This window comes from Methylovulum miyakonense HT12, from assembly GCF_000384075.1.
GTDB lineage: Bacteria > Pseudomonadota > Gammaproteobacteria > Methylococcales > Methylomonadaceae > Methylovulum > Methylovulum miyakonense.
The window spans coordinates 3,654,135-3,679,362 of sequence record NZ_KB913025.1 but is presented as its reverse complement, the minus strand read 5'-3'; the positions used below and the strand labels follow the sequence as shown (position 1 = coordinate 3,679,362).

Below are 25,228 nucleotides of genomic sequence, written 5' to 3'. Positions count from 1 at the left end.
TGTGCCTCAGGGAATGCCGGTTTTGGGCTGGCGCTTGTCGGATTTTTGGTGTTCGTGGTTTTCAAGGATCCGTAAGATGATAAACGTGAGCCAGCCGACAATGACCAAACCCAGGGTGAAAATGCTATAAGAGATGGGCCAAGGTATGTTTTTTGTCATCATTGAAAATTCGGACATGCCGCCGATGCCCGCCAAGACATTGAGCGGCATAAACACCACGCTGACCACGGTCAAGCGTTTGACGACCTTGTTTTGGTTGATGTTGATGAAACCCACCGACGCGTCCATCAAAAAGTTGATTTTGTCGAACAGGAATGCGGTGTGGCCGTCCAGCGATTCGATGTCACGCAGAATCTGCTGTGAGTATTCCAGCTGGTCTTTGGCAAGGAATTTGCCACGCATCAGGAATGAAACCGCCCGCCGCGTATCCATCACATTACGGCGTATCCGCCCGTTCAGATCCTCCTCATTGGCGATGTCAACCAATATCTTGGCGGCTTCTTCATCGCTCATGGGTTTGCTCAGCACATGGGTGCCGACCACTTCCAACGCCAGATAGACATCTTCCAGCGCGTCAGCCGAATACTCGGCGTTGGCGGCATACAAATCTAGCAAAATATCCCTGGCGTTGGCGACAAAATCCGGTTGGCTCAGGGCCCGCAAACGCTGGAGCCGGAACACCGGCAGCTCTTCCTTGCGTATCGAGAACAGGATGTCCTGGTACAGGATAAAGGCGACGGCGATGTTGCGGGACACGTCATCCTTGTCGAGCAAGAAATCCGAATGCAAGTGGATTTCACCGTTTTCTTCCACATAGAAGCGCGCGCTGGATTCCAGATCACTCAATTTGTCCGGGTCAGGGAATTCGATGCCAAAAATATCGCCGACCCAGATCCGGTCTTCAAAGGTTGGCGCCACCAAGTCTATCCAAATGGGTTTGGCTTTACGCAAGTCTTTGGGGGTATCCAGCGTAATTTCGTGCAACCGGCCTTCCCGTAAATCAAAGGCTTTGATCCGGGATTTTTCAGTTTTGTAATCTTGTTTGCCCAGTATTTGCAAAACAGAAATCGGGGCTTCCAGCAAAATGGGCTGTTTATGCTCGTCATCCAGTTGCTCCCAAATGAGCAGCTGGTCTTCTAACGGCAAACCTTCCAAAATATGGGCGATTTCCGCAGAAGGCAAATGGTTGAGTATCTGCTGCAATTGCGCCATGTTTTCTTTGCGCACCAGCGACTCCACCAGGTCATGGTGGGGCATATCCTGTTTATGCACCAAATCTGCAATCAGCTTTTGCTTGAGCAATATATCCAATACGGCTTGCTGGCTATTACGGTATTTGGCTGATGGCTCTTTTTGCATGTCAGAAAGTGAGGGTAGAGTGTTAAATGAACCGGGCGGGAGACCGTAATTGTGAAGCCCATGCAATTTTACCAAAGGTTTGTATGATACGCTGTTGCCCTAAACCATTTCATACAAACCTTTTGATAGGGTTAGGCCCTGGTCAATTTCCCTGCACAAACACAGGCTGGAAACTAAACACATCCGGGTTGTTAATGTCCACCGACACCTTGACCCAATGCAAATTCGGGCTACCGAAAGTTTCTATGCGGGTGAGGTTTTTTATTAAATGGGCTTGGTCAATCAAGGGTTTGTCGACTTTATAAAAATGCGTGTCGCCATGCACCAACAACACTTGGCCATTAAATGCCGTGGTTTCTGCGACCAAGGCCGCCAAAAAGTTGTCGTAACCATCAAAACCGGCTTTTTTCCTTTCATTATCCGCCTCGGTTTCCGGTAAGTCGAAGCCAGGGTCGGCCTGCATGACCACCGCCAACCCCACCGCCTGTTGCTGTTTGGCGATGTGGAAAGACTCACGCAGAAACGCGGTGTTAGCGGCATCACGGGCCAGGTATTCGGCGTTATCCGCAGCACAATCGGCTAGTGTGCGGGCGCTTTTATCGTTGAGGCAACGGCCGTCATGGACTTTATTGTTGTTGCTGCCAGGCACGTTCAAGCCTACAAAAACCACGCCGCCTTTCAGCCAACGGACATTTTCCGCATACAGCCCCCGCGCCGGGCCTTGGCGGTGCAAGGGCATTTTGGTTTGGCCAAAACTAAAACCGTCAGCAAACAAGGTCTTACGCAAATAATCCAGCCGTTCCAATGCGTTATAGCCGCCGTTGTTCAGGCGATGGCAATCCGCCCATTCATTGTCGCCCGGCACATAAACTGTGGGCGCTTTGATTTTGTTGAACAAATCCATCGTTTCTTGGCCAATCGCATTGTCCGTGCAGGGTGAGGAGCCATCCTTGGTGTCGCCATCAAACACGGTAAAAGCCAGCTCCACCGCGTTCATGCTGGCAACCAGACGGGCCATTTTTTCACCGTCTTTGGCGCCGTCGCCATTCCTGGCATAGGGCATGTCGCCCCAAAGGGCAAATGAATAGGTGTGGCGGTTTGCCAGCATTACCGCCGAAAATGCGGCGGCTAAAACCAGCATTAGTAGGCCTGTCAATTTTAAGGCTTTAGTCATGGGTATGTCCTTGGGTCAGAAAATGGCCAGCCCAGCTTATCACATGGATGGAAGGGGATTGCTGTTGAATTTATAGCCCCACGCAGACCCAAAAAATCGGCAAAAGCTATGTTATCCTAAGCCCCACCCCTTAATCAGCCAAGATCAAACCATGGAAATATATCTCGTCGGCGGTGCAGTGCGTGATAAGTTGCTGGGCCTTCCCGTGACCGAACAGGATTGGGTGGTGCTGGGCGAAACCCCGGACAGCTTGCTGAAACAAGGCTTCCGCCCGGTCGGCAAGGATTTCCCGGTGTTTTTGCATCCACAAACCCAAGAGGAATACGCGCTGGCGCGGACGGAGCGGAAAACCACGCATGGTTACAAAGGTTTTAGTATCTACAGTGCGCCGGATGTGACGCTGGAAGAAGACCTGATCCGCCGTGACCTGACCATCAATGCGATGGCGATGGCGCCGGACGGCCGTGTCATCGACCCTTACCACGGCCAACGGGATTTGCAGCAGCGTATATTCCGCCATGTCTCGCCCGCGTTTGCCGAAGACCCCGTGCGGATCCTCCGGGTGGCGCGGTTTGCCGCCCGTTACGGTGCCATGGGCTTTACCTTGGCGGAGGAAACCCTAGGGCTGATGCAGGCCATGGTGGGCGCGGGCGAAGTGGATTATTTGGTGTCCGAGCGGGTGTGGGCGGAATTGGCCAAAGCCCTTAACGAGAAGACACCAGCGGCTTTTTTCACGACCCTAAAAGCCTGTGGCGCGTTAGCGAAGATTTTCCCTGAGTTGGACAACCTGTTCGGGGTACCGCAGCCTGCGCAATACCATCCTGAGATTGACACGGGCATCCATAGCCTGATGTGCCTGGAGCAGGCGGCTGCGTTGTCCGCCAGCCCCGAAGTGCGTTTTGCCGCTTTGGTGCATGACTTGGGCAAGGCGCTCTCGCCGAAAGATAATTTGCCGCATCATTACGGGCATGAAACCAGTGGCTTGCCGCTTTTGGAAGCGATGTGCGGACGCTTGCGGATCCCCAACAGTTTTAAGGCCTTGGCGCAACATGTCATGCAGTACCACACGCATTGCCACAAAGCCGCCGATTTGCGCCCGTCCACCTTGACTGACACCCTGGCGGCCTTGGGTGCGTTTAAACCCGCCAATACCTTGGAAAGCTTTTTGCTGGCTTGCGAAGCCGATGCGCGGGGGCGGACGGGGTTTGAAAACCGCCCTTATCCGCAAGCGGGATTGTTCAGGGCGGCGGCTAAGGCGGCGGTATCCATTGACATTTCCACCATCGTCAACGGCAAGCTGCAGGGTGCAAAAATCGGTGAGGCGATACGCCAATTACGGATACTAGCGGTCACTGACGCTATCAATACTTACAAATCGTTGTAAAATAACGGCGAACCTTATCCGTTTAACAACCCGCAAAGCACACGAAGGCCACGAAGTTTTATGCAATGCTTCGTGGCCTTCGTGTTCTTCGAGATGTTAAAAAAACCACACAAACCATTTATTTGCCAAAACCTAACGCTATGCCAACCTTTGATATTGTTTCTGAATTTGATAAACACGAAGTAAAAAACGCCATTGACCAAGCCAGCAAAGAAGTGGACACCCGCTTTGATTTTAAAGGCACGGATTCCTCGGTGGAGCTGACCGATGAAAAAATTGTGATGGTTTCCGGGTCCAACTTCCAATTGCAGCAAATTTTCAGCATCGTCTGCGCCAAGTTGAGCCGGCGCGGGATAGACATCGCCTGTATGGAAGTCGGCGAAGCCAAAGGCAGCGGCAAGTCCCTACGCCAGGAAATTACCTTAAAGCAAGGCTTGGATTCGGCGATGGCCAAAAAAATCGTCAAATTGATCAAAGACAAAAAATTGAAGGTGCAAGCGGCGATACAAGGCGAACAAGTCCGCGTGACCGGCAAAAAACGCGATGATTTACAGGAAGTGATCCAAATGCTGCGCGAAGAAAAACTGGAAAGGCCCTTGCAGTTTGAGAATTTCCGGGATTGACCCGCTTGATGATGCCTAGGGCAGGATGGGGATTGAAACCAATGCCGTTAAATTAATAAATAAGATAATAAAATCATTCTGTTGTTAGATTATGTAGGTTGGGTTAGCAATAGCGTAACCCAACGGTTGCCGCTCGGATGTTGTCGGGTTACGTTACCGCTACCAACAGTTGGCGCATTTAGGCGACCTGACCTACCCGAAAAATATCTACATAAATAGGCCGTAAGTGTCGTAGGCTGGATGAAGCGATAGCGCAATCCCAGCACCACAAGCCACTCTGCTGGGTGTCATAATGAGAATTGCTTGATGATGCCCGCTTTCCCCCATAAAGGCCGCACCTATGGCCTTTGGCTCCGGTATTGAAAATATGGACACCTTAAAATATTTGGCCGGATACCCGGCCAATGTCACAGACCAAGTGCAAGGGCTGCTGGACAGCGATAAATTGGCTGGCCTGTTGTTAAAAAAATATCCGGTTGTCCATGATGTCAGGACAGACAAAGCCTTATACAACTATACGGTGGAGCTGAAAAACCAGTTCCTCCGGCAATCCAACCCGTTGAGCAAGGTGGCCTACGACGACAAGCTGGATGTGCTGCACCAGGCCTTAGGCATGCATACCTTTGTATCCAGGGTGCAGGGCGGTAATTTGAAAGCGAAACATGAAATCCGTGTCGGTTCGGTTTTTAAACAGTCGCCACCTGAATTTCTGAGGATGATCGTCGTGCATGAATTGGCGCATTTACGCGAAAAGCAGCACAACAAGGCGTTTTATAACTTATGCAAGTATATGGAACCCGGCTACCATCAATTGGAATTTGATATGCGGCTGTATCTGACTTACCTGGATTTGGTGGGGAAGCTTTATTGAAATACCCTCCGTTTTACTTAACCCCAAAGCTATCAGGCGGGTAGCCGCTTGCCGCTACTGTTTCCAAATATCACCTGTTAAAGCAACCAGTATGAATATGATCGGCAATTGGACGTGGAAAGGTTTAAGCGACGCGCTTTTTAGCCCAAAAGCCAGCGGCGTGGATCCGAAAATCAACGAAGTCAGGCAACGCTTGCCGATTCCGGTGTTTTGGTTATTGGGCAAAACCCAATCGGGGAAAACCTCGTTGATCCGCGCCTTGACGGGCAATGGGGCGGCGGAAATTGGCAATGGTTTCCAGGCCTGTACGAAACGCTCGCAATTTTATGATTTTCCATCGGCTAGCCATCCGATGCTGCGTTTTCTGGACACGCGCGGCTTAGGCGAAACGGCTTATGACCCTGGCGAAGATTTGGCTTGGTGCGCCCGGCAGGCGCATTTATTGGTCGTGGTGCTCCGCGCTTTGGACATGAACCAGGCCGGGGTGGTCGATAGCGTGCTGGGCATCCACAAGCAACACCCGGACTGGCCCATCATCGTGGTGCAAACCGTTTTGCATGAAGGCTATGCCCGGGGTGCCGGGCATTTGCAACCTTATCCTTTTCAACAATCCCCGTTCCCGCCGCAAGTGCCCCATGCCTTGGCACAAGCGCTGTTGCATCAGCGTGATTGGTTTAAAACCGTGCCGGCACATTTTGTCCCTGTCGATTTCACTTTGCCCGACGATGGTTTTGAACCTGCCGATTATGGCCTGGATGCCTTATGGGACGCGGTTGAAAACGCGTTGCCCATAGGCGTGATCGGCTTATTGCGCGGGACTGAACACCACAAGGCCTTGCTGGATTTTCATGCCAGGCAAGCCCATCCGCATCTGATCGGTTATGCCGTGTTGAATGTCGGTTTGGGTGCAGTCCCTTTGGCAGGTTTGCCTTTGGTGCTGGCGGTGCAAGCGAAACTGTTCCATAGCATCGCGTCCATTTATGGTTTGGAATTGACCCGCAGGCTGTACGCCGAATTCACCAGCCTGATCGGTGTCAGTGCTGGCTTTGGTTTTTTAGGGCGGGAATTGCTGAAACTGGTGCCTGTGTACGGTGCGGCGGTGGCGGGCGTTTATTCGGGAGCGATGACTTACGCGTTGGGCAAAGCCTTTTGCGTGTATTTGTATGGTGTCGGGCGCGGGGCCCTGCCTGATCATGCGCTGTTAAAACAAGCGTATGACGAAGCCTTCGCCCAAGCCCGGCAATTTCTCAACAGAAGGGGAGATTAACGATGCCCATGTCACTGACGCGCTTTGGTTTCTTGGTCACCGTGCTGTTGGTATTGCCCTGGCTGGCGTTGGCCGGTTTGGGCGGTTATTGGTTATGGCAACAGGGTTGGCTTTACGAAGGTATGGGCATGTTATCCGCCAATATCGCGCTGGTGTACGGCTTGCTGCACTGGCGCAGCCGTAGCGCCAAGCCGGTGTTCATAGAGCCGTTTACCGTCCAAGCAAATCCTAACTGGCCGGATAAAGCCCAATTGGCTTGGCAAGACCTTCAGCCTTTGGCCGAGCGTTGGCAAACCGAAACGGGGGTATTGACCGACACCCGCAAGGCCCTAAAACTGACCAACGAAGTGTTGACGCTGGTGGCTCGGCATTTCCATGCGGATTCCCCATATCCTGTATTGGAATTTCCGTTGCCGTATTTGCTCAAGCTGATCGTCTTGGTGTGCGGGGACATCCAGCACGAGGTCCTGGACAAAATCCCCGGCAGCCATGCCGTGCTGGTCGGCGACTTGCTACGCGCCAAGCAGGCGGTCGATACCCTGAATAAATTCAAATCGGCCTTCAGTATCGGGAACTGGTTGTTCAACTGGTCTGGCGCGGCACTGGCGAAAGCGCGGGGGTTGTTGGTTGCCAAAGGCCTGAATACCGTGACGGACGAGCTGTCGAAACGCCTGGTTAGTGCTTATATCAACAAATTGGGCTATTACGCGATCCAGCTTTATAGCGGCCAATTGACTTTGGATGATATGGTTCCGACCGGGATGTTAAGCACCGCCTCAAGGCAAGACATCGCTGAAAGCGCCACGCATGGGTTATCAATGGAACCGCTGCGTTTCCTGGTTTTAGGCCAAGTCAGCAGCGGTAAGTCCAGTTTGATCAATGCCTTGTTTGGCGAGATCAAAAGTGCGGAAGGCGTCCTGCCAACCACCGCAGGGATTGTCCCCTATTTGTTGGAGCGGGATGGCTTGCAACAAGCCATTATCTTAGATAGTGCGGGTTACGGCGGATTGGCCCACGGGCAGAGTTCCGAAGCCTTAAAACAAGAATGGGCGAAGGTCGACGTCATTTTAATGGTGTGCCATGCCGCGCAAGCCGCCCGGCTAGCCGATGTGCAACAGCTGGAGGCCATACGCCAGTATTTCCAGGAACAATGCCCCAACCAGACGTTACCGGTCATCATTGCCGTGGCAACGCAAATCGACCGCTTGCGCCCCGTGCGGGAATGGCAACCGCCTTACAATATCCAACAGCCGGACAACGCCAAAGCCCACACTATCCGGCAGGCGTGTGAAGCGATCGCCCACGAGTTAAGCCTGCCTTTAGACTGCGTTGTGCCCGTATGCCTCGCCGCCGGGCAGGCTGCCTACAATGTGGAAGATGGCCTGATGCCACTGATCCATGAGCACTTGGATGCCGCCCAACGGGTGCGGTATCTACGCTGTTTACGCCAGCAACAAACGGCCAGTTATTGGCGGCAATGGCGCAAGCAAGCATCGCAAGCGGGGCAATTGATTTTAAAAATAGCTGATCCGTAAATAATGGGGCGGATGGGGGCATAGGCCGGTTGGGGGGGCGGGAAGTCCGACCTGGGCGGCAGCGCTCGCCTTTAGCATGGCCTCCCTTACAATAGCTTTAACAAACCTTCAAAATCAAATTGGTTGACTAATGCCTGTAACTGCCTGGATAACGCCGGGTCAACCGGATCCGTCTGGTGGATAAGCTCCAAACATTGTTCGACATCCAGTTCAACCGCCGCTGTTTGTAATGCCCTTAGCCAGTCTTTAGGCAGCGCTTCCAGCTTCTTGGCCAGTTCGTCGTGGCTCAAGCTGTCATCCATGACGGGCTTGCCCTGGCCTTCCTCATAGAGGTAGCGGACACCCAATTGCTGGGCCATGCAATCAAAAATTTCTTCATTGCGGTAGGGTTTATTGATAATCGCACAGGCACCGGCTTGGAATAAGGCCTGCCGGTCTTCCAAAAACACTGAAGCGGTTATCGCCGCGATCTTGACGTTTTTCGCCTCCGGTAAGGCTAAAATCGTCCGGGTGGCTTCTATCCCGTCCATCACTGGCATACGCCGGTCCATCCAGATAAAATCGGGATGCCAACGCTTAAAGGCTTCCACAGCTTCCAGGCCATTGGTGGCTTCAAGCACCGGAAAACCGGCCGACTCCAGGATTTTTTTCAATAACAAGCGGTTTTCGGCCCGGTCTTCGACGATCAGTATCTTGTAATCGGGTTGTCCGGGTTCTAGGCCGACCACTCGGCTTGCGATGGAGCCATGGAAGCTTTCTATGGTCGATTCGGGTACGCGGGCCGCCGGAATTTCAACCCGGAATAGCGAGCCTTTACCGGGCTGGCTGCTGACCGTAATCGACCCGCCCATCAGTTCCACATATTGCTTGGTGATGACCAGCCCCAAACCGGTGCCATGTTGGTCCGTCAGCTTGCCGACCTGGACGAACGCATGGAAAATTTGTGATAAATCCTGCCCGGAAATGCCAATACCGGTGTCTTCGACTTCGCAAACCAGAACCAACGAGCCGTCCTGTGATGGCGCTTGCGTGCCCAGCCTCAGGATCACTTGGCCCTGTAGGGTATATTTGATCGCGTTGCCCAGCAGGTTGATCAGGATATGCCGCAGCTTGCTGGCATCGGCACTGACGAAGCGCGGAAATGACGAGCCTTGGTCTATGTTTAAGCTGAGCCCTTTTGATTCGGCGCGTTCGTGCATCATGTCAATGATGTCGCGGATCACCGCACCCAGGTCAAACGGCGCATTTTCGACAACTATGCGCCCCGACTCGATTTTGGCCATATCCAGCACTTGGTTGATCAAATCCAGCAAATGGTTGCCGCTGCGGTTGATGATGTCGAGGTTTTCACGTTGCGACGCGGTCAGCCCTTCATCGCCTTGCATCAGCCGGGAAAAACCCAGCACGGCATTCATCGGTGTGCGCAATTCATGGCTCATGTTGGCGAGAAAAATGCTTTTCGCCCGATTGGCGGCTTCGGCGTCGTTTTTGGCTTTTTCAAGCACCGCCCCCATTTCTTGCAGGTGCCGGTTGCTCACCTGCAAATCCGTTGTCCGTTCCTGTATGCGTTGCTCCAAGGTTTCATTCAATTCTTTCAGCGCGGCTTGCGCTTTGGTGCGCTCCTGTAATTCCCATTCCAGCCGCTGGTTGGCCTGTTGCAATCCGGCGGTGGCAAGGTCACGTTCGGTTTCACGCAAGCGCAGGTTTTCCAGCATCAGGGTGATCCCCGATGCCAGCACCCCCAGTTCATCGTTACGTTGCTCGGAAAAGGTGACATCATACTTGCCGCTGGCGATGGCGTTGACCACGTCCAAAATCCGGAACAGCGGTTTGACCACCAGTTGGTTCACGGCCATCCTTAAAAACAGCACGATCAAACAAATCAGCGCCGCCGCCCGGGTCACCGCCGCCAACGCTTCGTTCCGCAATTGCCCCTGTAGGCTATGTTTGCTGAGATAAAGCTGCACATGGCCAATTGGGGTGCCGTCGTGCAAGACCTCTTGCTGGCGCACGACGAAATCGCCGGTTATGGGAGGGTTGCCGCCTTTGACCACTTGCCAGCGCCCGTCCCTCATCCGGGAGACGAAGACAGGCCCGCCGCCGCTGACCTGGACGGCATAGGCGTTGTTGTCCATCATCTCCACGTCGACCATCTTGCCTATCCATTCCTCATCCATTTCCCACAGCGGAATGATCAGGTTTTCTTTCAGGCGCAGTATTTTCCTATCGGCTTGGTTTTCCAATTCGCCGTGCAGGCGCTGTTCAACCTGGATATAGTTCAGTATTTCGTAAGGGGCCAAGCCGATCACGACAACCGCCAGCAACCAAACGGTGATACGGGTTTTGATGCTTTTCGGACGTTTTTTCATGCGCTACCCGTATCGGTTAGAAAGCATACAGCTGCTGGAAGCGCTGTAAATGGGCGAACCAACCGGGGGGCAATTGCCCGTCCGGGTAGTATTTTTCGGCAATTTGCCGATAGCGGCCATTGGCGATGATCGCCGCCAAGCCTTTCCGGTATTGCGCCGCTATTTCGTTGGCCTGCGGGTATTCGGCGTCGATCATGATGGCGATGGGGGAAATGCTGTTGGGCAACGGTTGCCGGACAAAATCATTTTTTTGTCCAGGAAACAATTGGGCAAGGATTTGTTGGCCAACCAAGTCAATTTCAAACACCAGATCGACCCTGCCCAGCTTAAGTTTTTTGAACAACGAGCTTTGGGCATAGCTGGATTCAAAATGCAGCCCCATTTGTTCAAACGCCCGCCGGTCGATCAGGGTGCCTTTCAACACGCCGATTTTGTATTGTTTCAAATCGTCAAAACTGTTGATTTTCGGTGGCGGGCCGTGGCGGGGGCGGTAATAAAAAATCGCCGCTTCCGACACCGCAATCGGGATGACCGCGGCGAACTCCTGTTGCGCCATATAAAATTCGGGGTTGCCCAAATCGTTGTTGCCCCGATCTTCTATCATCCTCGACAAGGGCACAAAGTCGATCCGGGTTTGCAGGCCTGCGGCTTCGGAAACCGCCTGCACCAATTCGCTGCCTAGCCCCCCGCCGGGCAGGGATTTGCTCCAATACGGCGGGCTTTCGTTGGCTTCCAGCACGATGGTGCCGGCCTGAGCAGGCCCTCCCGGAAACAGCAGCAACAGCAAAAGGCACAGGCGTATCATGGCTTGCCGCCCGTTATTGCAGCGGCAGGCTGTAGCGGCTGACGGCGTCACCGCCCCCCAACTGTTTTTCTAGCAACGCCTGATATTGGCCATTGGCGATGAGGGCTGCGAGGCCTTTCTTAAATTGCTTAGCCAAGGTTTCGCCTTGCGGATGCTTTTTGTTGAAGATAATAAATAGCGTCCCTTCACCGGCATTGGGCTCCAACTTGCTGAACTTGTCTTTGTCAGCCGCAAAGTTCCTGTCCAGATACCAATTGATCGCCAGTTCCGGGCCGCCAATAAAATCGACCTGCCCGGCCTTTAGTTTTTCCAACAAGGTCAAGGTGTTGCCGGTTTCGACTTTGACCCCGGCTTGTTGGTAGGCGGCCACGTCTTCTTTCTGGTTGGCGCCATAGACGTATGTTGCCAAGGCCTTCAAGTCCCCTTGCCAAGGCAGGCCTTGGGGATGTTTGGGCCGGTAAACATAGTAGTGTTCTTGTAGGCGCAACAGCGGCACGAAGACCAGTGACTTCTGCTCTTCGGCCGTAAAATGCAAATGGCCGCCGACTGCCGCCAAGGCCTTTTCCTGCAAAATATAGTAGGCCAGCATCCGGGGTGACGGCAGGGTGTTGATCGGGGCGTTGATTTTTTCCGCTTGCAGCACCGTGTTCACTAGCTCAATGGCGATGCCGCCGCCCGCCAGTTCCGTGGTGATGAACGGCGGGAAATCCAGCGCATAAATGACGTTGGCGTTGGGCGTGAACAAATCTTGCTTGATGCGGGGCCCGGTGGCCCAAACACTGGCGGGGCAAACCGCTATGGCCAACAACAAGACCGCCAGCCGTGCGGGCCGTTTTTTAATATCCATCGAAATACCTCCGTTCAATCGTTAATCGCCGAACCCGACAACACCAGCAATTTATCCCACAAATTGAAATGCAGGTTAAACGGTGAGGTTTGCGACATGAAAATGGTGATTTTGTCTTCTTTAGGGTCGACGCTGAAACGGGTCGAATAAATCCCCGCCCATTCAAACACGCCCACATCGCCGGCATCGACATCATGCGCGCGGTCTTGCTGGATCGCAAAACCCAGGCCGAATTTCCAGCCGTGGTCATGCAGGAAGGTCGCGTCGAAGTTGCCGATATGGTTGGTCGCGGTCATCAGTTCCACGGTTTTGCGGCTGAGCAGGCGCACGCCGTCCAGCTCGCCTTTGTTGAGCAGCATTTGCGCGAAGCGGTAATAGTCGTAAGCCGTTGACAACACATTGCCGCCGCCAGTCAGGTATTTGCCGGACAAGGCATAGGCGTCGGACGGGCACAGCGCCAGATCGCGGTCTATCATCGGCCCGGTCACTTTGTTTAGCGAGCCTTGCCAATCACTTTTCCAGACTGCGGCCACGCGCCCCAATTTTTCTTTCGGGATGTAAAAATGGCTGTCGCGCATTTTCAGCGGCCCGAAAACCCGTTTCTGCATGAATTGATCGAACGGCATCCCGGACACCACCTCGACCAGGTAGCCCAGCACGTCGCTGGCCAGGCTGTAATCCCAGACTTCGCCCGGATGTTTGTACAGCGGCAAACGCGCCAGCCGTTTGACCATGTCGCCGATGGTCTCGTTAGGGCGGCAAAAACCGTCGGTAATCCCGGCTTCCTTATAAAAATCGACCACCAGTTGCCGTTCGCGCTCGTGGTAATAATTGTTGGGGAACAGATAGAGCAGGCCGGAGGTATGAGTGAGCAGGTCGCGGATGCTGATCTCACGGTGCGCAGGCACTAGCTTGTATTCGGATGCCGAGCCTTCCGGTTGCAGTTCCAGCACCTTCGGACCCTTGAATTCGGGGATGTATTTGGAGACCGGATCAGACAGCAATAGCTTGCCTTCCTCATACAGCAGCATGATGGCGGTGCTGGTGAGCGGCTTGGTCATGGACACGACCCTGAAAATGGTGTCCTTTTGCATCGGCTTGCCGGTGTCGGCCAGCCCGGCTTCGCGAAAATAGGCGATCTTGCCTTTGCGCGCCACCAGCACCACCGCACCGGCAATTTTCTTTTCCCCGATATGCTGGTCGATCAGGCGGTCAATGTTCCGCAAACGCGGCGCAGACAGGCCTACCGATTCCGGTTTGACGGTGCTTGGCGGGCCTTTGCCAAACCCTGTGGTTTGCGCCAAAAATAGCGCCAGAAATAGCCAAAGCCGTTTGTTCATGGATGCTCCTTCGCCGATTAAATTCAGCCGGGTGGTGATGGGGGTCAACGGCAGACCAGCCGCCCGGCTAGGTCCGCACCGTTTCGGCAGGGGGCAGGCCCTTGTCGGGCTTCAGTCATGCTCAAATTGCCGGTAGTGTTCAATGATGGCCAAAAACTGGTCGAGATGATTGAAAAACAAGTCGATTAACGCCGGATCAAAATGCTTGCCCCGTTCTTCCTTAAACAAGGCCAAAATCTTGTCGAGTTCCCAAGCGGGCTTATAACAACGCTTATGGCCTAAAGCATCCAGGACATCGGCAATGGCGGTCACCCGCCCGGCGATGTGGATATCTTCACCTTTCAGGCCTTGCGGGTAGCCGCTGCCATCCCATTTCTCATGATGCTGGTGGGCGATGATCGCCGCCAAATTAAGCAGCGGGCGGCTGGACACCGATAGCATCTGGAAACCTAGTTGGCTATGGGTTTTCATGATTTCCCATTCATCCGGGGTCAATGGGCCGGGTTTGTTGAGGATGCGGTCCGGTATCGCCACTTTGCCTATGTCGTGCATAGGCGAGGCTTGTTTGATCAGTTCGGCGTCGGCGCAGCCAGACAGTTGCGCCAGCAAGTAGGAATAGTCCGCCACCCGTTTGACATGCAGGCCGGTTTCATGGGAGCGTGTCTCGCAAATTTCGCCCAGGGTCAGGATCACTTCGCGTTGGGTGTCAAGGATTTCCTGGTTAAGCGCCTGGATCTTGTTGATGCCTTCTTCAATCTTCTGCTCCATTTGGTTTTGCAAGGCCTTCAATTGCAGGTGGGTGGAAACCCTGGCCTTCACTTCTTCAAATTGGAAGGGTTTGCTGATGTAATCAAGGCCGCCGACACTAAAGGCCTTGAGTTTGTCATTGACGTCGGTCAGGGCGCTGATGAATAGCACGGGGATAGGTGCGGTGAGCGGGTTGCCCTTCAGTGCCGCACAGACTTCGTAACCGTCCATTTCCGGCATTTTGATGTCGAGCAGGATCAGGTCAGGTAGCCTTTTGGCGATGGCGTCCAGGGCTATCCTGCCGCTGGACGCCGGGCGGACTTTGTAACCCTCATCCTTGAGTATGCCCGCCAGCAACTGCAAGTTTGCAGGGGTGTCATCAACAATCAATATTTCAACGTTTTTCGTATCCATGAGCATCAGGGCCATAGTTAAAGTTTTGTCATGTCCTATGACATACATCTGCAAAACGCCAACTCCCGTCGTTAGGCGGCAAAGGTGCTTTGGGCCGGTGTTGATTGGGGATGATGGAGGGATCAAGAATGCAGCCGTGCCTTCCCATTGTAGCTGATGTTAAGCGCCCGCTACAAACTGCCAAAGCCATGTCCATTGGTTGGTTTATCCTTCTTTGGAATTGGATTTGACACTGATGGCTCCAGTCCGGCGCAAAGGCGGCCTATCAATAATTTTAGGATAACGCGGGTAAGGGCCAGAAAATTGCCGTTCAACATCCGCGGGCTTAAGCGAAGCTGCCTAGCCTTAATAAAAACCAAAACTACAAAACCGCCAATGGGCGGCGTGCCCTTTGATTGGCTTATTGGACATGGCAATACCGCCAAAGCGCAAAAACCACTAAACAAAAATGATAGATGATGGGCCACAAAAAGGGGCGGCCAGATCTACGTTGTCCGATATGAATATCCGTTTGTACAATTTCCATGATCATTGTTAAACTTCAAAAACATCAACTTATCCTACGGTGTGTATGCTTGGATCACATAACAGCTTCTTATAAGCCTTATTTACTCAAATTAGCGCTTCTGGCCGCCGTATACGCAGTATTTGCGAAAATTTCCATCAGTTTTTTTTCCGTTAACGGCTGGGTTTCCATCGTTTGGCCTTGTAGCGGCCTCGCACTCGCCGCATTGCTGATAGGCGGTAAAAAATACTGGCCAGGTGTTTTTATCGGGGCATTGCTTGGCAGCTTCATGACCGGCAATCCACTGGCCATCTCCACCTTTATCGCCTTGGGTAACACCTTGGAAGCATTGGCAGGGTTTTGGCTGTTGGCCCGCAACCGCCATTTTGACCTTGTCCTAAAAGACCCTAAAAATTATTTTATCGTAGGTGCGGCCGGTATGGTCAGCTCATGTGTGAGCGCGGTGATCGGCACGGGCGCCTTACGGTTGTCCGGGCCTTTAACGGCACAGGACTATCTCTCGATCGGGCTTAACTGGTGGCAGGGCGATTTTCTAGGCATCGTTTTGATGGCTCCGCTAATCTTGGTGTGGCGGCAACCGCCTATCGGTTGGTTCAAAGCGGATCGGGTGCTGGAAACCATCGCTTGTTTTGGCTTGAGCTGGCTCTTCGGGCAGATCATTTTTCTTGGCTGGTTTAATGATGTGTTGGAGCCGATGTTGGGTTTTTGGATGTTCGTGTTTTTAGTGTGGGGGGCCGTCCGCTTTGAATCACACGGCGCTTTGCTAATCCTGTTGGTCATAGCGGTACAAGGCTTGTTGGGGCTAATCCGGCATGTCGGTTATTTCGGCGCGGGCGATTTTCACAAAGGCGTGGCCAATTTCTGGTTCTACACGCTCGTGTCATCAGCTATTGGTTCGGTATTGGCCTCCATTTTGCCTCATGCAAGCTTTGGCTCTGGAAAAAACGGTGGGAATGGTTTACACCGGTGCGGGCGGGGAGCCATCTTTTCCCGGCAAATCACCTTACCCTGTTATTAGGAACCGATACGTGTGAATAACTACAACTTCCCCCTGCGTATTGCCGATCAGCTTAATACGGACAACGGGACTTCGCGTGGCCGCCGTGGCGCTGGCGTTGTTGTTGCCCGGGGCGCCTACCGTTTCGGGCAAAATCTTTTGGAAGGGCTGCAAGTCAGCGTTTTCGGCGATACCGGCAGCCGGGTAGCCATTACCGCGCAACTGTGTGGAAACGCCCTGGAACGGATGCTTTCCCGTCTTAAAGCGGATGGCCCCAACATGGACATACTGGAAAAATTGGCCGGGCGCGAGTTGCCTGTCGCCTTTACCGAAGGCCAGGGGCATTTGTTGGAACTTGACAGTGGCGGCGTCCTATTGGTCGCCTGCGACTTGGCCGGGCTTTATGGTGATCCCGATGCAACTTTTCGGGGTGATGAGCCCACCCTTAAGGCGGAAGGCCAGCAAAGTTTGGAAACCTTGCTGATGCTGGGCCACCACCATCTTTTTTTGCGCTGGCTGCTGGATTGTCCGCCGCGTCAGGCGCTTGCCAAAACCGTCAGGCTCTACGCCTCGTTTTCAAAAGCCGAACGCGATAGCCTACATGGCGTGTTGGAGGAAAGCCGCCTGGATAGCGGCAACTTGTTTGGCATTTTCCTGAAACGCGCCGCTTCAACCCCTGCCACCGGCATCGGAAACCTTCAGCCGGAAGTATGGCAAGACCAGCAGATCACCTGGCTGCTGGGGCAGGACAGGATTGACCTGCCTTATCCGCGCCAGGCGGCGTTGGACATCCTGCAGAATGAAACCAACGTGGACGAACAGCGTGCGCGGCTTTACCGTCTGCTGCGCGGTTACGACAAACGCTTGGAACAGCGCAATATTCAACGTATTGCCTCCGAAGTGCGCGCAGCCCGCCAACAACTGGTTTTCGGGCGCATGAGCCGGGCTTTCCACAACCAGGCGACGCTGTTCGCCAACGCGGTATGGCTGACGCCTGCTCCGGGTTGGCGGGAACTGGCGGCTGAATTGCCTGTGCTGGCGCACCAATCCCCGGATTTACAGTCTAGCGCCGGGGCATTGGCGTTGTTGCTGGACAGTGCCACCGAAATCCCGCTGACGGCGCTGGAAGGCGCTTGCGAACGTTTCGAAGCGGCGGTTCTGGACGGGCAAAAAAAGGCTTTGGAGGATGCGCTGATGGGTTCCCGCACCCGGGTGGAAGACCATAGCGACCCGTTGGCCAGGCCATTTCAGCCAATGGCCGCACACGAGGCTATCATGGCGCGGGCAGGGCAGGGCTTGCGTCTGGTCGATGGCATACGCCAGGCATTTTTGGCCGCGGCCAAACGCCCCGCTGCGTATGTCGTCATCAGCCAACGGCCTTCGCCTACCGGATCGCATTTGCTGGTTAAAATCAACGAATTCCAAGACCCGTATCCGGGCAAGTCAGAAAACCTGCGCAAGCTGGTCCGGCTGGCAGGAGACCGCATTTACAGCAGCCCCGATTATGGCTGGCTCGCCGTCGCCGACCATTGGATAGAGGCCATCCCGCTGTTCATCAAGGAAGAAGTGCTGGTGCAGGACGGGCAGGAAACCACCCGTACCGTCATCGACATTTCCGGCATGGAAGTGTCCTTCCGTGAAGAAATGGCTGACTTGTGGGCGGGCAATCTCCGCCAAGTCCTGGACAGCGAGTTGCTTTGTTTGGCGAGAGAATGTGTTGCCGCCGGAAACTTCCCCGGTCTTGATGAAGACGGCCTGCGCCAGCGTTTGCGCGAAGCAGGTGATGGTGACGAAATTGCCGCCGTGGCGGTGTTTCTTGCCGACGTTTACCAAGCGCGTATCCGTGACATCCAGGCACTGGTTGAAGCCGAAGAGCTTGCGCCGTTCGAGGCCCTGCGCCAAATCCTGCTGGCCGACGGCCGTTTGATGCCGCTGGAGCAACATCAGCGCATTACCGGTTCCTGGACGGCATCGGTTAAGGCGTTACTGCAAAACGACGGTTTCGACCAGCAGTGTTCCCGGTTTAAAGCCCAAGCCTTCAAGCCCCGGCGTCCGTTGCCGACCCTGCATGTGCTGACCACCCAATCGGCGGGCATGACCGAAGGCTACATCCGCACTTGGCTGGAAGAGTCGATGGCTTTGTTCAACATCGCCGAAGACTTGCAGTTGCACGGGCAAATAGCCGGACGCGAGGCATTTTTTGCCGCCCGTATCCTGAGTTTGGGCGAGAAAGTCATCCGCGAGCTGGGTGTTTGGATAGAAGTCGAAGAGTTATGCGCCAGCGAGCAAATCCCGCAAACCGCCGCCGTATTAAGGGTCATCAACCGGAACCGCCTGATCCAGGATGAACTGTCCTGCCTGGGGGCCTTGCTGGAATTTGAGGAAACCCGGCAAGGCCGCAAAAACGCCGAAGACTGTGATGAGCCGGAAGCGGTGGAAGATTATTTGCGTAAGCATACCGAAGCCTTGCAGGAAGCGGCGCTGGCACAGGTTATCGCCCGCAACCGCGACATGTTGGCTAGCCAGACGGATGGGGATTGCACCGACGATGCCTTGCGCCGCAGGGTTTTGGCGGATGAATATTACCGTGAAGACCTGCAAGCCTACACGCGCCAAACTGCCCGCCGCCGGGTATTGGCGGCTTTGGATGCCGAATACCCGGAACGGCATCTAAACGGATGCCGCGAAACCTATCTGCGCCGTTTCCAACAGTTGCGCAAAACCACCGCCCGCAAGGAGATTATTGCCGAGGGCGGCCTGAACCACCTGACGCTGAGCCCGCTGTATTACTTCAAAGCCAGCGGCGGCGGTAAACGTTATCATCTGATTTACACCCCCAGCCGCGTGGATTTGGGCAAACGCGAGCGCGAGTCCGTGGAAACCTGGGCGCAATGGGTGGGCGGTGCCGACCGCGCCGCCGCCCAAGTGGGGCGGCAAATCTACAGCCTGATCAATAAAGATGTGCGTTGTTTTGAAAGCCTGACCGAGCCGGAAATACTGAAAACGGGTGAAAATGCGTCTATGGCTTCGCATTTCGGTTTTTCCAATGCCTTGGGCATGATGGTGACGGCATCGGCGCACGGCGATTTCGAGGCGATGGCGGATTTGATGAACCAGCGTTCCGACCGTTTTATCCATCCCGCTGGAGAAGGTTACGGCGGTTATTGTGTGCCCAAGGACGGGTTGTTCCTGGAATTCGTGTTGACCTTGAACCGGACGGAAAAACTACGCCAGATCGGTTTGCCCGAAATGTACCATCAAGCCGTTGTCGCGCTGGCCAACCGTTTGCTCGACCGCAAACCGGAATTTGCCAGCCCATTGGAATGGGAACACTGGGCCGCCGGACAATTGCAGCGGCAAGATTGCCTGAAACCTTATTTCAGCGTCAGCCGTGGCCTGCCGGTGTTCCAGATCACCCGTATCGCGCATGTCCTGGAGCATTTGGGCAAACCGCAGCTGCGTGATCCTTATCGGGTCGCCTCCGGCCTGGCCGCCGGTTGGGGCTTGCATAAAATGGTGACTGGCGGCGAGCAGGTCAACCGCTTCATGCCCTTCTTCAAATCCTGGCTGATCCGCCAGGGCGTTGCCGAAGCCGCCCGCCGCCGTCCTGACATTGCCATCAATTTTGAAAACTGCGTGGTCGTGCTGACCGCCGAATACAAACCCGACACCCAGGATGCCCGTTTCGCCACCGGTTTGCGCAAGTTTGAAATCTTGGCGGGTACCGGCGGGCATTTGCTGCACGCCCTTGACCTGGATGGCCGCATGGTTGCCGTGCTAATGAACGAAGGCTTTGCCAGTGTGCGGCAGCGCGGTTGGGATGGCCGTATCCGGGACATGATGGGGATAAACGGAGATGACCAGGCCGCCATCGCCCAGTTGCCCCCGTTGTTCCCGCCCGCCAAGCCGCCTGCGGAAATCCGCATGGTTTCGCCGACAGGCTTGTCCACCCAGGATTTGCTGAATTACACCAGCGACACCCGGCTTGAAGCCATCGCCGATGCAACCCGCCGGGAGTTGCTGGCGCTGGGCTTGAGCGATAAGGAAATCGAAGCCAATTTGCGCACCTGGGGCGGCCGCTTGGGCCGATGGGATTATCGTTCGGTGCTTGGCGCGGATTTACAGGAGCGGCTGGGCGGACGTATCCATGCGCTGGCGCTAGCCGTGTTGGGGCCGGATCGGCATTACGGATACGCCGTGCAGGGCGCGGATGTCATCGACACCGGCATTCCCCACCGCAGCCTGCTGGAATTGCTGGCCGACCCCGCCCGGCTTTGCCGCCTGATGTTGGAAGGAAACCCGAACAGCGCCCTGGTGATTGCCGATGGCGCAGCCGGGGCTAGGCATCGGGCGATGAACCGTGGCGATGTCATGCTCTGGTTTGCCGCCGCCGAACGCCTGGGCAAAGAATCCATCTATTTAAGCGTGGGCGTGGGCCAGCAAACCGTCGAAGCCTGGCGTTCGGACATGCGCCGTCGCCGTCGTCGCGCCGAACGGCTTTGGCAAGCTTTAACTTCCCAAAATCTTACGCTTGCCAACCAGCTTTACGCGCGTGTTGTCGGCGAAATCCAGCAGGATCATGAAATCCAGTCGGCCTTAACTGAAACCGATAAGCTAGGCCGTTTCGGCCGTGACAGCGGACGCGACCGGATGCTGGTGGAAGCCTTAGTGCGTATCGGCAGCGGTTTGACCTTGGCGGAGTTGGATTTTATTGGTTTTCTGGCCTTGGGTGGATTGTATTTGTTTGTCGGCGCAGACGAAAACGAAATCCATGCCGCGATGACGGGCTTTGCCAACGGTATTGCATCGTTGGGTGGCAGCGCAGGCGATATGGATGAAAGCCTTGTTGCCCAATTGTTATCGGCACAGCGGCAGGGGCTGGTGGCCGGATTCCGTCAGGAAAAAGGCATAGAAAGCTCCAACAAAGCGATGGATGAGCGGCCTGCGGTGGCGTTGGAAACCCGCCGCCAGTTGGCCGCCCGCATTGCCCAGGCCCGTGCCCTGAACCAGCGCCAAACCGGTTTTGCGACGGCGCAAGCCGAGTCCGACCGTTTTTCCGATAATTACCGCCAGGCCATTGAAACCCTGGGCAACGGCGGTCAGCCAGTGTCCGAAGCGGCTTTCGGTGCGTTCCTGAAATTTGCCCGCAATGCGCTGACAGCCTTGGCCAAAGCCTATCAGGACGACGGTCATCCCGAACACACGCAAGCCATGCTGGCCAGTCTGGAGCCATTGTTTTCAGGCCGGCAAATCGACGAACAGGTTTACCAGCGCATCGCTGGCGGCTATGAAGACATCGGCGATTTTGGCCGTTTGGCGCAAAATGTCCGTGAACGCGCCCGGCAAGGCAAAATCGACGCGGCAAGCAAGGATCAGGCCTTACGCTGCATAGCCCAGGGCGGCGAACTGTTTTACATCGTTTTGGCGGTTGATAGCACCATCGCTTATACCCATCAGGAACCGGCGGCGGTCGATGCCGTGCCTTTATGGCGGGCGCTGTCCGGTTTCTTCGCCCAAACCCTCAACGACCACAGTTATGAATACCGGCCCTGGCTGTATAGCCGTGGCACCGGTTATGCCGATTACCACGGTGAAGCGCTGTATCGGTTGGCAGTGGAACATCACCAGTGGTTGTACCGTTACCTGCGTTTTGTGTTGACCTGTTACACCGAGCTGAGGGCGTTGCCCGAAGCAGAGCAGGATATGCTGTTGGGCAATTTTCTGGACGGCAACGCGATGGAAGCCATCGGTGCTGGCGCGGACGGGGATGCGGAAAAAATCTGGCGGGCTTATGGGCAGTTGCGGGAGTTGGCGTTTATATGCAACGACGGTTTTGCTGTGCCAGAAGTCTTTCCTGAATTCGATCCCGAACTTATCCATGACCGTACCAGGGTCAACCACGTCATTGCCGCGCCAGTCGGCCGCACCCATTTTTCGCGTATGCTCTGCGAAGGCCCCAGTCTGGCGCGGGAATTGGAAACGCAAGGCCAGCGTGGCGGCAACCTGATTATCACCCGAAAAGTCAATATTCTTGAACAGCCAGAATATCCACGTCCGGTGGCGTTGATCGGCAGCGGCCATTTTTATCTGGATGCCGCCAGCTATAAACAAGCCTTGATAAAGCATAAAGGCTGTTCCGAACAGGAAGCCGACCATCTGGCATCCCGCATACCGCCCAAGGGCATACGGGTGGCGGCGCATTTCTCCCGGCCGGTGCTGGCCGCGCTGGTGTATCCCTTCCACGGTGACCCTGTCTACACCCAGGGTAAGCTTGAAGCCTGCGGCTTGCCGTATACGGTGCAATCGTTGTTCCACACCTGGACGACCTACGACAAGGCCAAATACCGGGATATTTTTGCTGGCAGCGCAGTGGACATGCCGGAGGAAATCAATTGGCTAGCCGATGACACCGCCCGCAGTGCGGAAAAATCCGTGGTTAAAGGCTGGATCAAAAATGGTTGGGCGGAAACGGGCTATCCCGGTTTACTGGCGTTTTCCCGATGCCATCCCTTAGTCATGATTAAGGACGCCGCCGAATCCGGTGGCCGCAACGCCCAGGCTTTCCTGCTGGTAGGCCCTGACGGCGGCCTGGATGACGGGCAAATCGGGCAGGCGGTGGATTTTATTTATCAAATCTCGCTGAAACACCATGTCTGTATTCAGGAAGTGATCCTGAGTTCACCAGAACACTGGGCCACCGAGGCATTCATGCAGGGTTTTGTGCATAGGCAAATCGTTGAGTGGGGTAGCGCCGTGAACCGGCAACGGTTGCCTTATACGCCGATTTTTGGATCGCACCGGATTATCCTGTCCACGGGCCATCCGGACGAAGCGGATGCCGATAAAAAATGGCATATTTCCCATTGGATCACGCTTAACAGCAAGCAATTGATCACCAATGTCGGCCGGGGCGGAACCTTGGATTTGCTGTTGCCGGAAACCATACGTCCCGAATACCGGCAAACCATTCTCGGCAAACTGGCCGAAGCCGGCCGGCAGGTGATGGAGGCGCTGGCCGCCTACGAAGCCTGCGGCGCGGCGGCGTATACCCAGGAAACCGGGCGGATGGTGGGTAGCGATTTAACCGGCGTTTCCTACGGCATGCCCCGCTATATGATGCTGGATTTTTTGATTACGCCAGTGTTCGGTGAGGAAGGCCAGTTAGTTGAAATCGAACCGATGTTTGATGGCAACGGTTGCCGCGTAGGCTCGCGCTTTATCTTACAACAAGGCTTACATCGTTTTCCGGGCACGGTTGTTGATTGGCGTATCGTGCTGATCGAGCCGAATATCGGCGTGGGCTTGTGGGACCGCGTGGCCTTGCGCGAGGAGCATCACGAATTGGAACGTGCCCGTGACGCAGGCATCGACCCTGACTGGAACCGCATCGGTGAGAACGCCAGGATAGTGCTGAGGGATTTGAACCGTGCCGGGGAGGCGTATCTTGACGCGCTCAAGGCCAAGAAGCTGTCCGATGCCTTATTTTCCTGATCCCCGGCAAATACAAAACGCCCGCGAACGGACAGGCGATGCGCTAGGGATTGAAGCTGATTCCCCGCTCACTATGCTTGAGGCCAGTGTGTTCCTTAAGTATCTCCTGTTGGAAGGATTGGGCGGCGGGGAAATCCGTTACTGGCGTGCCCATTGGCAAACCGATGCAGGCATCGCGTTACGCAGGCGGTTGGAGGCATTGCTAAGCGATATGCTGGCAGGCATGGGCGCCATCAATAATCTGCCGGAGATGGAATGGGGTCTATTGGCGGAAGCATCGCTTTATCGGCAACGCCTGGTTGACCTGGCTTTGGAAACTGTACTCAGCGAGCCGTTGGCGCCGGAACTTTGTCTCCAATCAAGCCCTGCCTCAGCGCCTGGATTCCCGGCGGTGTTGCCCGGAGACGGCATCCATGTGGTCTTGTTCGCCTCCGCCGTATTTTTCACCCATGAATTTTACCCGTTGGCTGTCGATGCCTACGAGCATGATTGCGGGCGTTATGGTGGGCCGCGCACCCATGTTTTTGGGGCGCATATGGGTTGGCTTGCCGAAAACGGCGCTTTGCGGCGTGCCATTTATCTTGATGTTGCGTCAGGGCGGCTGGTCGAAACCGATCTGGCCGTGCCCCTGCATCCCGATAGCGTACAGTTCCTTTGCTTGGGTAAGCAGGAGCAAGCACACCACGCAGCCTTATCCCAACGCTACCATTGCTTACAGGTCAATCCGGCATCGCCGTCAAGGCTGGCCGATGATAAAGCCGCCACTTTGGCGGGTTGGGTGGCTTTGGGATTGGACGTGCCGGTTTGGCAAACTGTTGCGCCGGGGGATTGGGAAACGGCGTTTAGTTTTTTTGAGCGTTGTGCCGAAATCGTGGTGAAACCGAATCAGGCCACCGAAGGCGAGTTGGTGGCTTTTTTCCAACGGGGTGATGGTCAGGCCAAAGCTTTGCTGGAAACGCATCTGCAACGCTGCTGGATGCAGGGTGCCGCCATCATGCAACAACGCTGCGATGGCGTGGGCTTCCTGAACCCGCTCAGCGGTATCCGGCAAACCTTGGCTTTGCGCCTCAATTTGGCTTTCGACGGGCAACGGTATGGGCTGGAATCGGGTTATGCGCAATTGGGGCGGGACTGGCAACATCCTGCGTCCTGTGGGCGCGGCGGGGGCATTATGCCTATTGATGAAGCCATTTCCGGCTTAGATTATGACGGCAAGCCCGTCCGTCTTGATGCCCAAGACTGGCGCCGTATCTGCACGCAGGCCGGGCGGGCGGCCAGTTTGTTCGAGGGCCTGCTGCTGATGGGGCTGGACGTTTTGCTTGATTGCGGCCAGGACGGCAAGATTATTCCGGTGTTTTTGGAGGCAAACCCACGGCCTGCGGGTTTGGGCCACTCCCGGTTATTGGCGGATGACCCTTCCGTACCTGCCTGGATGGGGGTCAGCCTTAAATTATGGGGCAATTTGGGTCTTGCCTAATC

General features: G+C 55.1%; 15 protein-coding genes. 8 read left to right on the top strand and 7 right to left on the bottom strand.

Annotated elements, in window-relative coordinates; all coding sequences use genetic code 11:
• Window positions 1–6 precede the first annotated feature (6 nt).
• Window positions 7–1,359 carry a CorA family divalent cation transporter gene (locus tag METMI_RS0118100; RefSeq protein ID WP_019867716.1) on the bottom strand — a complete coding sequence of 451 codons (1,353 nt, stop codon included), beginning with the start codon at window positions 1,357–1,359 and terminating at the stop codon, window positions 7–9.
• A gap of 142 nt (window positions 1,360–1,501) precedes the next feature.
• A complete protein-coding gene (locus tag METMI_RS0118095; RefSeq protein WP_019867715.1) occupies window positions 1,502–2,533 on the bottom strand; it encodes a hypothetical protein in 1,032 nt (343 codons plus the stop codon).
• A gap of 151 nt (window positions 2,534–2,684) precedes the next feature.
• Here METMI_RS0118095 and METMI_RS0118090 point away from each other — a divergent pair, with 151 nt between their 5' ends.
• From METMI_RS0118090 to METMI_RS0118070, 5 genes are all read left to right on the top strand, one after another.
• Window positions 2,685–3,917 carry a multifunctional CCA addition/repair protein gene (locus tag METMI_RS0118090; RefSeq protein WP_019867714.1) on the top strand — a complete coding sequence of 411 codons (1,233 nt, stop codon included), beginning with the start codon at window positions 2,685–2,687 and terminating at the stop codon, window positions 3,915–3,917.
• A gap of 140 nt (window positions 3,918–4,057) precedes the next feature.
• The gene (locus METMI_RS0118085; protein ID WP_019867713.1) at window positions 4,058–4,540 is read left to right on the top strand and encodes a YajQ family cyclic di-GMP-binding protein; all 483 of its coding nucleotides are present in this window, start codon (window positions 4,058–4,060) and stop codon (window positions 4,538–4,540) included.
• 340 nt (window positions 4,541–4,880) lie between these two features.
• Window positions 4,881–5,411, top strand: coding sequence for a M48 metallopeptidase family protein (locus METMI_RS0118080; RefSeq protein WP_019867712.1), 531 nt, complete (start codon window positions 4,881–4,883; stop codon window positions 5,409–5,411).
• Between the two features lie 91 nt (window positions 5,412–5,502).
• Window positions 5,503–6,678, top strand: a complete 1,176-nt coding sequence (locus METMI_RS0118075) for a YcjF family protein (RefSeq protein ID WP_019867711.1) — start codon at window positions 5,503–5,505, stop codon at window positions 6,676–6,678.
• Between the two features lie 2 nt (window positions 6,679–6,680).
• Window positions 6,681–8,213 carry a GTPase family protein gene (locus METMI_RS0118070; RefSeq protein WP_019867710.1) on the top strand — a complete coding sequence of 511 codons (1,533 nt, stop codon included), beginning with the start codon at window positions 6,681–6,683 and terminating at the stop codon, window positions 8,211–8,213.
• An 86-nt stretch (window positions 8,214–8,299) separates the two neighbouring features.
• On the opposite strand, the gene METMI_RS0118065 is transcribed toward METMI_RS0118070, so the two are convergent.
• The 5 genes from METMI_RS0118065 to METMI_RS0118045 all read right to left on the bottom strand — a co-directional run bounded on the left by METMI_RS0118065 (window position 8,300) and on the right by METMI_RS0118045 (window position 14,735).
• Window positions 8,300–10,582, bottom strand: a complete 2,283-nt coding sequence (locus tag METMI_RS0118065) for an ATP-binding protein (RefSeq protein ID WP_019867709.1) — start codon at window positions 10,580–10,582, stop codon at window positions 8,300–8,302.
• A 16-nt stretch (window positions 10,583–10,598) separates the two neighbouring features.
• Window positions 10,599–11,387, bottom strand: a complete 789-nt coding sequence (locus tag METMI_RS0118060; protein ID WP_019867708.1) for a substrate-binding periplasmic protein — start codon at window positions 11,385–11,387, stop codon at window positions 10,599–10,601.
• A gap of 13 nt (window positions 11,388–11,400) precedes the next feature.
• Window positions 11,401–12,234 carry a substrate-binding periplasmic protein gene (locus METMI_RS0118055; RefSeq protein ID WP_019867707.1) on the bottom strand — a complete coding sequence of 278 codons (834 nt, stop codon included), beginning with the start codon at window positions 12,232–12,234 and terminating at the stop codon, window positions 11,401–11,403.
• A gap of 14 nt (window positions 12,235–12,248) precedes the next feature.
• Window positions 12,249–13,574 (bottom strand): serine hydrolase domain-containing protein, encoded by a 1,326-nt coding sequence (locus tag METMI_RS0118050; protein WP_019867706.1) that lies wholly within the window; start codon window positions 13,572–13,574, stop codon window positions 12,249–12,251.
• A gap of 111 nt (window positions 13,575–13,685) precedes the next feature.
• Entirely contained in the window at window positions 13,686–14,735 is a 1,050-nt protein-coding gene (locus tag METMI_RS0118045) for a response regulator (protein ID WP_029151785.1), read from the bottom strand.
• 575 nt (window positions 14,736–15,310) lie between these two features.
• On the opposite strand from METMI_RS0118045, the gene METMI_RS0118030 reads away from it, so the two are divergent.
• The 3 genes from METMI_RS0118030 to METMI_RS0118020 are packed head-to-tail and all read left to right on the top strand — an operon-like array spanning window position 15,311 to window position 25,226.
• Entirely contained in the window at window positions 15,311–16,279 is a 969-nt protein-coding gene (locus tag METMI_RS0118030; RefSeq protein WP_198007942.1) for an MASE1 domain-containing protein, read from the top strand.
• A gap of 12 nt (window positions 16,280–16,291) precedes the next feature.
• Window positions 16,292–23,749 (top strand): Rossmann-fold NAD(P)-binding domain-containing protein, encoded by a 7,458-nt coding sequence (locus tag METMI_RS0118025; protein ID WP_019867701.1) that lies wholly within the window; start codon window positions 16,292–16,294, stop codon window positions 23,747–23,749.
• A complete protein-coding gene (locus METMI_RS0118020; RefSeq protein ID WP_019867700.1) occupies window positions 23,733–25,226 on the top strand; it encodes a hypothetical protein in 1,494 nt (497 codons plus the stop codon). The genes METMI_RS0118025 and METMI_RS0118020 overlap by 17 nt, the downstream gene beginning before the upstream one ends.
• Window positions 25,227–25,228 lie beyond the last annotated feature (2 nt).

Excerpts from the sequence above, each read along its gene's own strand:
- METMI_RS0118100 (WP_019867716.1), bottom strand. The coding sequence starts at position 1,359 with ATGCAAAAAGAGCCATCAGCCAAATACCGTAATAGCCAGCAAGCCGTA.
- METMI_RS0118095 (WP_019867715.1), bottom strand. The coding sequence starts at position 2,533 with ATGACTAAAGCCTTAAAATTGACAGGCCTACTAATGCTGGTTTTAGCC.
- METMI_RS0118090 (WP_019867714.1), top strand. The coding sequence starts at position 2,685 with ATGGAAATATATCTCGTCGGCGGTGCAGTGCGTGATAAGTTGCTGGGC.
- METMI_RS0118085 (WP_019867713.1), top strand. The coding sequence starts at position 4,058 with ATGCCAACCTTTGATATTGTTTCTGAATTTGATAAACACGAAGTAAAA.
- METMI_RS0118080 (WP_019867712.1), top strand. The coding sequence starts at position 4,881 with ATGGCCTTTGGCTCCGGTATTGAAAATATGGACACCTTAAAATATTTG.
- METMI_RS0118075 (WP_019867711.1), top strand. The coding sequence starts at position 5,503 with ATGAATATGATCGGCAATTGGACGTGGAAAGGTTTAAGCGACGCGCTT.
- METMI_RS0118070 (WP_019867710.1), top strand. The coding sequence starts at position 6,681 with ATGCCCATGTCACTGACGCGCTTTGGTTTCTTGGTCACCGTGCTGTTG.
- METMI_RS0118065 (WP_019867709.1), bottom strand. The coding sequence starts at position 10,582 with ATGAAAAAACGTCCGAAAAGCATCAAAACCCGTATCACCGTTTGGTTG.
- METMI_RS0118060 (WP_019867708.1), bottom strand. The coding sequence starts at position 11,387 with ATGATACGCCTGTGCCTTTTGCTGTTGCTGCTGTTTCCGGGAGGGCCT.
- METMI_RS0118055 (WP_019867707.1), bottom strand. The coding sequence starts at position 12,234 with ATGGATATTAAAAAACGGCCCGCACGGCTGGCGGTCTTGTTGTTGGCC.
- METMI_RS0118050 (WP_019867706.1), bottom strand. The coding sequence starts at position 13,574 with ATGAACAAACGGCTTTGGCTATTTCTGGCGCTATTTTTGGCGCAAACC.
- METMI_RS0118045 (WP_029151785.1), bottom strand. The coding sequence starts at position 14,735 with ATGGATACGAAAAACGTTGAAATATTGATTGTTGATGACACCCCTGCA.
- METMI_RS0118020 (WP_019867700.1), top strand. The coding sequence starts at position 23,733 with ATGCCTTATTTTCCTGATCCCCGGCAAATACAAAACGCCCGCGAACGG.